The sequence below is a fragment of the Micromonospora sediminicola genome (assembly GCF_900089585.1).
Lineage (GTDB): Bacteria > Actinomycetota > Actinomycetes > Mycobacteriales > Micromonosporaceae > Micromonospora > Micromonospora sediminicola.
In genome coordinates this window covers 39,083-50,864 of record NZ_FLRH01000003.1, presented here as the reverse complement: position 1 = coordinate 50,864, position 11,782 = coordinate 39,083, and the positions used below count along the sequence as shown (strand labels likewise).

The 11,782-nt window shown below is 74.9% G+C and carries 11 protein-coding genes; 6 read left to right on the top strand and 5 right to left on the bottom strand.

Annotated elements, in window-relative coordinates:
• Positions 1-92 precede the first annotated feature (92 nt).
• Positions 93-1,553, top strand: a complete 1,461-nt coding sequence (locus GA0070622_RS00590; protein WP_091565268.1) for a menaquinone biosynthesis decarboxylase — start codon at positions 93-95, stop codon at positions 1,551-1,553.
• Entirely contained in the window at positions 1,529-2,455 is a 927-nt protein-coding gene (gene mqnP / locus GA0070622_RS00585) for a menaquinone biosynthesis prenyltransferase MqnP (RefSeq protein ID WP_369700192.1), read from the top strand. Before GA0070622_RS00590 ends, mqnP begins: the two co-directional genes overlap by 25 nt.
• Before the next feature lie 25 nt (positions 2,456-2,480).
• Here mqnP and GA0070622_RS00580 read toward each other — a convergent pair whose 3' ends face one another.
• Positions 2,481-3,446, bottom strand: a complete 966-nt coding sequence (locus GA0070622_RS00580; RefSeq protein WP_091565261.1) for a terpene synthase family protein — start codon at positions 3,444-3,446, stop codon at positions 2,481-2,483.
• A 169-nt stretch (positions 3,447-3,615) separates the two neighbouring features.
• On the opposite strand from GA0070622_RS00580, the gene GA0070622_RS00575 reads away from it, so the two are divergent.
• The gene (locus GA0070622_RS00575) at positions 3,616-4,260 is read left to right on the top strand and encodes a UbiX family flavin prenyltransferase (protein ID WP_091565258.1); all 645 of its coding nucleotides are present in this window, start codon (positions 3,616-3,618) and stop codon (positions 4,258-4,260) included.
• A gap of 63 nt (positions 4,261-4,323) precedes the next feature.
• Here GA0070622_RS00575 and GA0070622_RS00570 read toward each other — a convergent pair whose 3' ends face one another.
• On the bottom strand, positions 4,324-4,590 hold the full coding sequence (locus GA0070622_RS00570; RefSeq protein ID WP_091565253.1) for a BldC family transcriptional regulator: 267 nt from the start codon (positions 4,588-4,590) through the stop codon (positions 4,324-4,326).
• A gap of 268 nt (positions 4,591-4,858) precedes the next feature.
• Between GA0070622_RS00570 and GA0070622_RS00565 the strand changes: the two genes are divergently transcribed.
• The 3 genes from GA0070622_RS00565 to cds1 are packed head-to-tail and all read left to right on the top strand — an operon-like array spanning position 4,859 to position 7,308.
• Complete coding sequence (locus tag GA0070622_RS00565) at positions 4,859-5,317, top strand: Lrp/AsnC family transcriptional regulator (RefSeq protein ID WP_091565250.1); 459 nt, start codon at positions 4,859-4,861, stop codon at positions 5,315-5,317.
• A 46-nt stretch (positions 5,318-5,363) separates the two neighbouring features.
• The gene (locus GA0070622_RS00560; RefSeq protein WP_091565247.1) at positions 5,364-6,206 is read left to right on the top strand and encodes an SDR family oxidoreductase; all 843 of its coding nucleotides are present in this window, start codon (positions 5,364-5,366) and stop codon (positions 6,204-6,206) included.
• A 10-nt stretch (positions 6,207-6,216) separates the two neighbouring features.
• Positions 6,217-7,308, top strand: coding sequence for an L-cysteine desulfhydrase Cds1 (gene cds1 / locus GA0070622_RS00555; protein WP_091565244.1), 1,092 nt, complete (start codon positions 6,217-6,219; stop codon positions 7,306-7,308).
• 4 nt (positions 7,309-7,312) lie between these two features.
• On the opposite strand, the gene GA0070622_RS00550 is transcribed toward cds1, so the two are convergent.
• The 3 genes from GA0070622_RS00550 to GA0070622_RS00540 all read right to left on the bottom strand — a co-directional run bounded on the left by GA0070622_RS00550 (position 7,313) and on the right by GA0070622_RS00540 (position 11,723).
• Positions 7,313-7,933, bottom strand: coding sequence for a putative glycolipid-binding domain-containing protein (locus GA0070622_RS00550; protein ID WP_091565240.1), 621 nt, complete (start codon positions 7,931-7,933; stop codon positions 7,313-7,315).
• Between the two features lie 99 nt (positions 7,934-8,032).
• Positions 8,033-10,021, bottom strand: a complete 1,989-nt coding sequence (locus GA0070622_RS00545) for a DEAD/DEAH box helicase (protein WP_091565235.1) — start codon at positions 10,019-10,021, stop codon at positions 8,033-8,035.
• Between the two features lie 187 nt (positions 10,022-10,208).
• Positions 10,209-11,723 (bottom strand): hypothetical protein, encoded by a 1,515-nt coding sequence (locus GA0070622_RS00540; protein WP_091565232.1) that lies wholly within the window; start codon positions 11,721-11,723, stop codon positions 10,209-10,211.
• Between the last annotated feature and the right edge of the window lie 59 nt (positions 11,724-11,782).

The window sequence follows — 11,782 nt, the reverse complement described above, 5'->3', positions numbered from 1 at the left end:
GGTCGGGGTGTTAAGAGGGGGCCCCGCCTCTACCGCAGGCGTTAAGAAGGGGCCCTTCCTTACACCTCAGGGAGGTGGGGGAGGATGGAGGCATGGCGCGTGGCTTCCCGTACACCGATCTCAAGGACTTCGTCGCGGCGCTGGAGCGCGCGGGCGAACTGCGGCGGGTGAGCGTCCCGGTCGACCCCACCCTGGAGATCAGCGAGGTGGTCACCCGGACCGTCCGCGACGGCGGGCCGGCGCTGCTGTTCGAGCGGCCCACCCGGGGCGAGATGCCGGTGGTGATCAACCTGTTCGGCACCGAGAAGCGGATGGCCATGGCGCTCGGCGTCGAGCGGCTCGACGAGATCGGCGAGCGGATCGGCGAGATGCTCAAGCCGGAGCTGCCGCAGGGCTTCGCCGGCATGATGGGCGGGCTCGGCAAGGTCATGCAACTCAAGTCCATGCCGCCGAAGAAGGTCAAGACCGCCCCCTGCCAGCAGGTCGTCTACCGGGGCGACGACGTCGACCTGAACCGGCTCCCCGGGCTCCAGGTCTGGCCCGGCGACGGCGGGATCTTCCACAACTTCGGGCTGACCCACACCAAGCACCCGGAGACCGGCAAGCGCAACCTCGGGCTCTACCGGCTTCAGCAGCACTCGCGCAACACGCTCGGCGTGCACTGGCAGATCCACAAGAACTCCACCGCGCACCACGCGGTCGCCGAACGGCTCGGGCAGCGGCTACCGGTGGCCATCGCCATCGGCGCCGACCCGGCCGTCGCGTACGCGGCCAGCGCGCCGCTCCCCGCCGACATCGACGAATACCTGTTCGCGGGCTTCCTGCGCGGGGAGCGGGTCGAGATGGTCGACTGCCTGACCGTGCCGCTCCAGGTGCCGGCGCACGCGCAGATCGTGCTGGAGGGCTACCTGGAGCCGGGCGAGCGGCTGCCCGAGGGGCCGTTCGGCGACCACACCGGCTTCTACACGCCGGTGGAGCCGTTCCCGGTGCTGCACATCGAGTGCATGACCACCCAGCGCGACCCGGTCTACCACTCGATCGTCACCTCCCAGCCGCCGCAGGAGGACCACGGCCTCGGCAAGGCCACCGAGCGGATCTTCGCGCCGCTGCTGCGCTTCCTGATCCCGGACATCGTCGACTACGACCTGCCGGCCGCCGGGGTCTTCCACAACTGCGCGATCGTGTCGATCCGCAAGCGCTACCCGAAGCACGCGCAGAAGGTCATGAACGCGATCTGGGGCGCGCACATGATGTCGCTGACCAAGCTGATCGTGATCGTCGACGAGGACTGCGACGTGCACGACTACAACGAGGTCGCCTTCCGCGCCTTCGGCAACGTCGACTACGCCCGCGACCTGATGGTCACCGAAGGGCCGGTGGACCACCTGGACCACGCGTCCTACCAGCAGTTCTGGGGCGGCAAGGCGGGCGTCGACGCGACCCGCAAGCTGCCCGAGGAGGGCTACTCCCGGGGCTGGCCGGAGGAGATGCGGATGTCACCCGAGGTGGTCTCGCTGGTCGACAAGCGCTGGAAGGAGTACGGGATCCGATGACGGCGGCAGTGCAGGAGCGGCCCGGCCGGGTCTCGTCCTTCCTCAAACTCGTCGCCATCGAGCACTCGGTCTTCGCGCTGCCGTTCGCGTACCTGTCGGCGCTGACCGCGATGCGGCTCGACGGCGGCCGGGTGCGCTGGCTCGACCTGCTGTTGATCACGGTGGCGATGGTCGGCGCGCGGACGTTCGCCATGGCCGCGAACCGGATCCTCGACCGGCGGATCGACGCGCGCAACCCGCGTACGGCGAACCGGGAACTGGTCACCGGGGCGGTGAGCGTGCGGACGGCCTGGACCGGCGCGGCCGTCGCGCTGGTGGTCTTCCTGGCCGCCGCCGCCCTGCTCAACCCGCTGTGCCTGGCGCTCGCCCCGCTGGCCGTGGTGCCGCTGGTGGTCTACCCGTACGGCAAGCGCTTCACCAACTGGCCGCACGCCATCCTCGCGGTGGCCCAGGCGGTCGGCCCGGTCGGCGCCTGGCTGGCGGTCACCGGCACGCTCGCCGGCTCCGGGCCGGCGTGGCTGCTCGGCGCCGCGGTCGGCCTGTGGATCGGCGGCTTCGACCTGATCTATGCCTGCCAGGACTCCGAGATCGACCGGCAGATCGGCGTGCACAGCGTCCCCGCCCGGTACGGCCGGCGGTTCGCGCTGCACGCCTCCACCGTCGCGCACGTGGTGACCTTCGCGTTGTTCATCTGGTTCGGCGCGCTGGTCGGCTTCGGCTGGCTCTGGTGGATCGGGCTGGCGCTCACCGCGGTCGCCTTCGCCTACCAGCACCTGGTGGTCAGCCCCACCGACCTGAGCAAGGTCAACCGGGCGTTCTTCACCGCCAACGGCTTCGTCGGCATCGCGCTGTTCGTCCTCGCGCTGCTCGACCTCGTGGTGCGGCTCGGCCTGCGTCCGTGACCCGGCCGGCCGATCGACGGGTGGCTCAGGTCGCCACGGCGGCCGGGTAGCGGGCGCTCTCCAGCGTCCAGTCGATGGTGCCGCGCACGGCGGCGGCCACCCCGTCGAGATGGGCGGTGACCGCCTCGTCCAGCGCCGGACCGAACGACGGGACCGCCGCGCGCAGCGCGCTGAACCGGCTCATCTCGGCACGCCAGTGACCCGCGACGAGGTCGACCGCCACCGGCAGCGGCACGCCCCGCTCGGCGGCCACCGCGAGCACCAGGTTGTGCCCGCCGCCGGTGGCGCGGTCGCGTTCCAGCGAGGCGATGTCGTTGAACCACGACAACAGGTCGTTCGCCAGTTCGGCCAGGCGGCGCAGCGCCGGGTGGTGGTAGACCGCGTCGGGCAGCGGTCGCCGGGCGGCGAACTCGATCAGCGGGTACGACACGAACGCCGCCGAGGTGGCCCGGCGCAGCCGCACGTACTCGGCGACGCCCGGCGGCCGGCCCGCGGTAGTGGCCGCCGACTCCCGGGCGACGCCGTCGAGGTGGTCGGCCACGGCGTCGGCGAACCGCAGCCGCCAGCGCGCCGGCATCCGGCGACGCGGCTCGCGCCAGGCCTGGACCAGCAGCCGGCGCAGCGGGCCGGAGAAGCCGGGATGACGGGCCCGGGGGCCCTCGCGCAGCAGCGCCAGCGTGCCGTCACGCAGCGCCCGGATCTGTTCCGGCGTCAGTCGGTCCGGCCCGTCGCAGGCGTCGTCGACGAGGAAGAACCAGGTGAACAGCGCGGTCAGCACCCGCAGGTCGGGTTCCGTGGCGTCCGGGTAGAGCCGGCCGGCGTAGCGGGCGAAGCCGGCCCGGACGAGCCGCTGCCGGGTGGCCGGGTCCAGCGGCAGGCCGAGCCGGTCGAGTTGACCGACCAGCCAGCCCTGCACGACGTCGGCGTGCGGCGAGATCCCGGGCGCGATGGGGCAGTCGGAGCGCAGCGCCCGCAGCACCGCCGCCGTCATCACCGGGCCCTTCCATGGATGTGGATCGCCGATCAGAGAATCCCATGCCGTGGAAAGGTCCGCCGACCCGGTGGACATCCGGGCCGGGCACGCCGAAAGCGGGACGGTCCGGGCCGCGGTTCCGGGGTCGCCTTCCGGCTGTCCCCGGCGACCAGGCAGGCTTGACGGCATGCGCGAACCATGGGTGGTGGGCGTCTCCGGCGCCTCCGGCACACCGTACGCGGCGGCGGTCGTCCGGGGCCTGCTCGACGCCGGCCAGGCGGTGGACCTGATCGTGTCGCGGGCCGCCCGGCTGACCGTCCTGGACGAGACCGGCCGGCCGTTCCGCGACGCGCACTGGGCCGAGGACCTGGCCGCCTGGCTCGGCCGCGACCTCGCCGGCGCGGACCTGCGGCACTGGCCCGCCGGCGACCTGGCGGCCGGCCCGAGCAGCGGCTCCTACCCGGTACGCGGGATGGCGGTCGTGCCGGCCAGCACCGCGGCCTGCGCCGGCATCGCGATCGGGCTCTCGAAGGACCTGCTCCAGCGCGCCGCCGAGGTGAACCTGAAGGAACGCCGGCCGGTCGTGGTCGTGCCCCGGGAGACCCCGGTGACCCGCAGCCACCTGGAGCACCTCATCGCGCTGCACGACGCCGGCGCCGTGGTGCTGCCGGCCAGCCCGGGCTTCTACGGCGCCGGGGCGGCGGCCTCGGCCGCGCAGCTGGTCGACTTCGTGGCCGGCAAGGTGCTCGACGCGCTCGGCGTCCCGCACACGCTGTTCCGGCGGTGGTCCGGTGAACTGGCCGCGGCCCGGCGGGACGCCGACCCGGCCTGACCGACCCCGGGGACACCGGACGGGGCGCGGCCCGGCCCACCGGCCGCACCGCGCCCCGCTCGTTCAGTACATGCCGGCGTTCGCCGGGCCGGGGCCGGTGGAGGCGGTCGGACCCATGTTGCGGGCCTTGCCCATGTCGTCCGCCTCGTCCAGCATGCCCTCCCCTTCCAGCAGGGCTCGCACCTCGGATTCCCGAAACCGGCGATGCCCGCCTGGAGTCCGGATGCTGCCTATCCGGCCGGCCGCTGCCCATCTGGTCACGGTCTTCGGGTCAACCCGAAACAGCGCAGCGACCTCACCCGGTGTCAGCAGGCGATCTCCAGTGTCCACAGCCCCCTCCTCGCGTCGACGAAGCCCCCGGCTGAACACACTGCCCCCGGCCGGTGCGAGCCCAGAGCCGTCATGAGGGACGTATGGCAATTACAGCACCAGCGACCGGGCGTGTCCGCCAAACGCGAAAAACGCACACACTGAGAAGTTAGTAAATGGTACCGGCGTAGAACCCCCGTGACCGCACGTTTGTGAATGGCGACGTGACGTCATGTTCAACGGGTGCCGAGCGCGTCCGGTGACGCCCAAACGGATAGGGTCACTCTCCGTGGACACGATCGACCTGAGCCTCGTGGAGCTGCTGCGGGGCAACGCCCGCCTGTCGTACGCCGAACTGGCCCGGCAGGTCGGCCTCTCCGCCCCGGCCGTGCACGAGCGGGTCGGCAAGCTGGAGTCCAGCGGGGTGATCCGGGCCTACCGGGCCGAGGTCGAGCCGGAGGCGATCGGGCTCGGCGTGACCGCGCTGATCGGCATCATCGAGGACTCCGACGCGGACACCGACGACGTGCTCGACGCGTTCCGGCAGATCCCCGAGATCGAGTCCTGCTACTTCATGGCCGGCGTCGAGTCCTTCCTGCTCAAGGCCCGGGTGGGCACCATCGCCGAGTTGGAGCAGCTGATCGTCCGGCTCAACCGGACCCCGGGCGTCGCCTCCACCCGCACCGGCATCGCGCTGTCGACCAAGTGGGAGAACCGCCCGCAACCACTCGAACCGCCGCCCGCCTGACCGCCACCCCTGGCCCGGAGGTGGTGCGGACGGCTACGGTGCGCCGATGACGACCTCGGGACGGGGCGCCGCCGTGGTGACCGGGGCGGCCGGCGGGCTGGGTCGGGCGACCGCCGCCGCGCTGCACGCCGACGGCTGGCGGGTGCTGCTCACCGACGTGGACGCCACGGCCGTGGCCGCCGCCGCCGAGCCGCTGGGCGGCTGGTCCCACCCCCTCGACGTACGCGACGAGGCCGCCTGCGCGGCGGTCGCCGCCGAGGCGGCGGACGCGCCGGGTGGCCTCGGTCTCTGGGTGAACAACGCCGGCATCCTGGTCACCGGCCCGTCCTGGGCGCACGACGCGCCGACCCGCCGACGGGTGGTCGAGGTGAACACGCTCGGCGCGATGAACGGCACCCAGGCGGCGTTGGCGGTCATGCGGCGGCAGGGCCGCGGGCACGTGCTCAACATCGTCTCGCTGGCCGGGCTGATCGCCGCGCCCGGGGAGACGGTCTACGCGGCCAGCAAGCACGCGCTGCTGGCGTTCAGCCTCGGCACCCTGGCCGACCTGCGGATGGCGGGCGTCCGGGGCGTACACGTGTCCTGCCTGTGCCCGGACGGGATCTGGACGCCGATGCTGCACGACAAGCTGGACGACCCGGGCGCGCTGGCGTCCTTCACCGGCGCGCTGCTCACGCCGGAACGGGTGGCCGCCCGGGCCGTACGGCTGGCCCGCCGGCCCCGCCCGGTGGTCAGCCTGCCGCGCTGGCGCGGCGCGCAGGTCCGTCTCCTCGACACCTTCCCCCGGTTGGCCCTGGCCCTCACCCCGGTGGTGCGGGCGGCGGGTCGGGCCGGCCAGCGGCGGCAGGCCCGCCGGGTCCCGGCCGATCCGAGCCCACCTCGCTTGTAACGTTGCCGGCGTGACTCATCTCGACCGGTGCGACGAGGCCAGCCGGCGCTGGGTGACCGAGGCGATCGCCGCGGTCGAGGCGGACGCCAACCGCTCCGCCGACACCCACCTGTTGCCCTTCCCGCTGCCGCGCGAGTGGGGAATCGACCTCTACCTCAAGGACGAGTCGGTGCACCCCACCGGATCGCTCAAGCACCGGCTGGCCCGCTCGCTGTTCCTCTACGGGCTGTGCAACGGCTGGATCGGCCCGGACACCACTGTCGTCGAGGCGTCGTCCGGTTCGACAGCGGTCTCTGAGGCATACTTCGCACGGATGCTCGGCCTGCCGTTCATCGCGGTCATGCCCGCCTCCACCTCGCCCGAGAAGATCGCCCAGATCGAGTTCCAGGGCGGGCGCTGCCACCTGGTCGAGGACCCGGGCAAGGTGGTGATCGAGGCGCGTTGGCTGGCCGAGGACGCCGGCGGCCACTACATGGACCAGTTCACCTACGCCGAGCGGGCCACCGACTGGCGGGGGAACAACAACATCGCCGAGTCGATCTACGCCCAGCTCGCGCTGGAACGGCACCCGGTGCCGGCCTGGGTCGTGGTGGGCGCCGGCACCGGCGGCACCAGCGCGACCATCGGCCGGTACGTCCGCTACCGCCGGCTGCCCACCAAGCTCTGTGTGGTGGACCCGGAGAACTCCGCGTTCTATCCCGCCTGGCAGGCCCGCGACTGGTCGGTACGCACCGACCGCGGCTCCCGGATCGAGGGCGTCGGGCGGCCCGGCGTCGAGCCGTCCTTCCTGCCCAGCGTGGTCGACCGGATGGTCCAGGTGCCGGACGCCGCGTCGCTGGCCGCGATGCGGGCCGGCTCGACGGTGCTCGGCCGCCGGGTGGGCGGCTCCACCGGCACCAACCTCTGGGGCGCCTTCGGGCTGATCGCGGAGATGCGCGCCGCCGGCCGCACCGGCTCGGTGGTCACGCTGATCTGCGACCCGGGCGACCGCTACGTCGACACCTACTATTCCGACCGGTGGGTGGCCGCGCAGGGGCTCGACCTCGCCCCGCACCTGGCCACCATCGACCGGTTCCTGGCCGACGGCGTGTGGCCGGCCTGACCGCTCAGCGCGGGTCGACCCGCTCGGCGAGCCCGGGATAGCGCACCACGAAGCCCTCCGGGTCGACCTCCAGGTCGGCGGTGAAGCCGTCGCCGGCGAAGCGGACCCGGCCGGGACCGAGCGACGTGTAGACCTGCTCGGCGGGGATCACGGCCAGCGAGGGCAGCAGCACCCACGCCACCTTCACGCCGGTGGCCAGGTCGGCGGGGAGCCGGCCCAGCCCGATCCGGCGGATGGGCAGCGTGTTGGTCAGCGGGGAACCGCCCAGGTCGACGTCGAGCGCCTCGGCCAACCGGTCCGGGTCGTCCGTGCCGGGCAGGCCCGCCGTGGGGTGCCCGGCCGCGCGCAGCGCCGCGTCCAGGTCACCCTCCTCGCCGGTACGCACGCGCCACCCGTCGCCGGCCCGCTCCAGGCGCACGCTCCGCGACCAGCCGGCGCCGTCGGCGTCGACCTCCAGCCGGCTGGTCGACCAGTCCGGCGCGAGCGTCAGGCGGTAGCGGCAGGTGTAGGGGATCGGGTCCACGGCCAGCGCCACACCGTGCGCGGTCAACCCCTGAGGCTCGTCGAGCACGACGTGTTCGGAGCCGGCGGTGTCGGTCCGGACCCAGAAGAGCGACTTCGGCATGCTCCGGACGTTACGCGAGCCGGCCGGCACCGGCAGCGGATGCGCGAACGCCGCCGCCGAGCGGGTGCTCGACGGCGGCGTTCGCGGTGGTGTCGGTCGTCAGTGGGTGCGGGCCGGCGGGCGCCCGCCGAATCCGCGCCGGTCGTCGCGCGGCCGGTCGTCCCGACCCCGCCCTTCCGGCCGGAACCCGCCCCGACGCTCCGCCGGGCGGAAGTCGCCCCGGTCGCCGTAGCGCCGCTCGCCCTGGCCGTCCCGGTCGCCGAAGCGCCGCTCGCCCTGCGGGCGGTCCTCGTGGCGGCGGTCGCCGAAGCCGTGCCCACCGCTCGGCCGGTCGTCACGCCGCCGGTCGGTGCGGGCGTCCCGGTCGTAACCGGGCCCGCCCGCCGGACGGTGCCGGTCGCCACCGAACGGACGGTCGCCGCCGGTCCGGCCGCGCTCCGCCCGGTCGCCGAAGCGCCGGTCGTCGGACTGCCGGGCGCCGAACCGGTCGTCGGGCCGCCGATCGCCGAAGCGCCGGTCGTCGCGGGCGGGCCGGTCACCGAAGCGGCGGTCGTCCCGACCCTCGGTCCGGTCGAAGCGGCGGTCGCCGCCGAAGCCGCGCTCGCCGGTGGGACGGTCGTCGTAGCGCCGCTCACCGGTCGGCCGGTCGCCGTAGCGCCGCTCGCCCGTGGGCCGGTCGCCGAAGCGTCGCTCGCCCGTGGGCCGGTCGCCGAAGCGTCGCTCGCCCCGCCCGTCCCGATCGCCGGCACCCCGGCCGCCGCGGTCGAAGCCGCGCCCGTCGCGGTCGCCCCGGTCGAAGCCGCGTCCGTCGCGGTCGCCGAAGCGGCGCGGGCCGCCCCGCCGCGGCTCCGGCTCCTCCCGGACCGGCACGCCGCTGGGCTCGCGGGCGCCGGTCAGCTCGGCCAGCACCGCGTCGCCCGCGCGGACCCGCGTCTCGGCCGGCTCGACGCCCGCCTTCTCCAGCATGGCCAGCGTGGTCCGGCGCTGCTTCGGCAGCACCAGCGTCGCCACCGCGCCCGACTCGCCCGCCCGGGCGGTGCGGCCGGCCCGGTGCAGGTAGTCCTTCGGGTCCTTCGGCGGGTCCACGTGCAGCACCAGCGTGACGCCGTCGACGTGGATGCCGCGGGCCGCCACGTCGGTGGCGACCAGCACGTTCGTCCGGCCCTCGCGGAACTCGGCGAGCGTCTTGGTGCGCATCCGCTGGGTCTTGCCGCCGTGCAGCCCACCGGCCCGTACGCCCACCGCGGCGAGCTGCTCGACCAGCCGGTCGACGCCCAGCTGGGTGCGGGCGAAGAACATGGTGCGTCCCTCACGGGCGGCGATGGCCGCGGTGACCGCGAACTTGTCGTGCGGCGGGATCAGCAGCAGGTGGTGGTCCATGGTGGACACGGCGGCGGTCGCCGGGGCGGTCGAGTGGGTGACCGGGTCGGTCATGAACCGCTTGACCAGCGTGTCGACGTCGTTGTCCAGAGTGGCCGAGAAGAGCAGCCGCTGGGCGTCCGCCGGCGTCTTCGCCAGCAGCTCGGTGACCTCGGGCAGGAAGCCCATGTCGGCCATCTGGTCGGCCTCGTCCAGCACCGTGATCTCGACGTCGTCGAGCCGGCAGACGCCGCGCTGGATCAGGTCGCCGAGCCGGCCCGGGGTGGCCACCACGATCTCCACGCCACGGCGCAGCGCGTCGATCTGCCGGTCGTAGGGCACGCCGCCGACGGCGGTCTTGAGGAAGATGCCGACCGCCTTGCCGAGCGGCATCAGCGCGTCGTTGACCTGCATGGCCAGCTCACGGGTGGGCACCAGGACCAGGGCGCGGGGGTGCAGCGGCCGGGCCCGGTTGCGGTCGGCGAGCCGGGCGATCACCGGCAGGCCGAAGGCGAGCGTCTTGCCCGAGCCGGTCTGGCCCCGACCGAGCACGTCGCGACCGGCGAGCGCGTCCGGCAGCGTGGCCCGCTGGATCTCGAACGGGGTGGTGATGCCCTGGCGGGCGAGCGCCTCGACCACCGGCCGGGGCAGGCCGAGGGAGGCGAAGTCGGTGACCTCAGGGATCGGGTCGGTGGACGGGGACGTGCCGGGGGCAGCGAAGGTGGTCAAGAAATGCCTTTCGAGCGGGGCGCATCTTCGCGATGGCCGCCGCGGCAGTCATGCCGTCGAATCGCCCGCAAGATCGCCCATGGGCGCGTAGTCGGTCGCGCCGGGTCAGTGATCCCGACAAGTGTACGGCGCTCCGCCGCACCGGCCACCTCGACGCAAGGTGGTAGTGGGCGGACTCACCCCCGGGTCAGCCGGTCAGCCCGCTCAATGCGTCGTTGGCCAGGAAGACCACGAGCAGACTGATCGCGATCAGCATGGTCAGCGCGACGGCCAGCACGATGATGACCTTGGCGTTGCTGGCCCGGGTGGTCGGGGAGTCCTCGGCCCAGCCCTGGGCCAGGATGTGCCCGGTCAGCGAACCGGAGGTCTCCGAGGGGCCGCCCTGCGGCAGCGAGACGGTGGCGAAGCCGGGGCCTTCGGTGCCGCCGTACACGGTCGAGGCCAGGTCCTGAACACCCGACTGCTGGCGTACCGGACGGGTCGGTTCGGCCTGGTGGGCGGCCGGCGGCGGCCAGGTCGGCAGCGCCGGCGCCGGCACCACCGGGGGCGCGGCGGGTGGTGGCGGCGCCGACACGGGTGCGACGGCCCAGGCCGGCTGCGCGCCGGCCATGGCGGGCGGCGGCGGGAACGGCGGCGCGGGCATCGGGCCGGGCGGCAGCGGGGGCGGGGGTACGGCCGGCCCCGGCGGCGGCGTGGGCGGCCCGGGGATCGGCGGGACCGGTCCGGGTGGGTTCGGCCCCGGAACGGGCGCGGGCGCCGGCGGCGTGGGCACGGGCGGCGCGGGCGTGGGCGCCGGGGGCGCGGGCGTGGGCGCCGGGGGCGCGGGCAGCGGCGGCTCCGGACGCAGCGGCGGCTCCGGCTCGGGCACGGGCGGCGCGGGCGAGGGAGGCGTCGGACCCGGTACCGGGGTCGGCGCCGGCTCGGGCTCCGGGCCGTGCGGCGTCGGGGGCTCCGCCGGCTCCGGCGGCTGTGCGGGCTCCGGCGGTTCCGGGTTGACCGGTCCCGCCCGGTAGATCCGCGCGGCGGCGGGAGCGGCCGCCACCGAGGCCGCGGCCTCGTCGGCCGAGACGGGACTCAGGCCGGGTACCGAGACGCTGGCCCGGGCGTGCGCGACGCCGGTCGGCGGCGGGGCCGTGGCGGTGGGACCGGCCGGCTCGGGCGACGGGTCGCGTCCGGCCGGCACCTCGGCGGCGGCGGAGGTGCCCGGTTCTCCCGACCGGTCGGCGGTGCCCCCGGCGCTCGCCGGGCCGTCCCCCGCGGCCGGGCCACCGGTCGGGGTCTCCGTCCGCGGCGCGGGCACCCGGGCCGAGGCGGAGGCCCGTGGTGGCGGGACGGCGGCGGGCGGCTCGTCGTCGGGTGCGCCGGCCGGGTCGGCGGGCGGCTGGTCGGCCGGTTCGGTGGACGTGGCCGGGTGGTCGGCCGCCGCGAAGGCGGACCAGCTGGACGGCGGGACCGTCGCACCGGGGCGGCGCCGGTCCAGGGGTGGCGGCGCGTCCGCCGGGGCGCCGGCCCGGTAGGTGGTGGCGGTGGCCGGCGGCGCGGGCAGATCCTCGTCCGGTGGCGGCACGGCCGAGCCGGCGACGCTCACCCGGGCCCGGGCGACGGCCACCTGGCCCGGCTGTGCCCGTTCGGCCTGGTCAACGGCGGGGTCGGGCGTGGATCCCGGGTGGACCGTCTCCGCCGGAACCTCGTTATCGCCCATCTCGCCCTCCGCACCCGCGCTCGGCCCCGACCGTGGCGTCGGCCGGAACTGCCCGGATC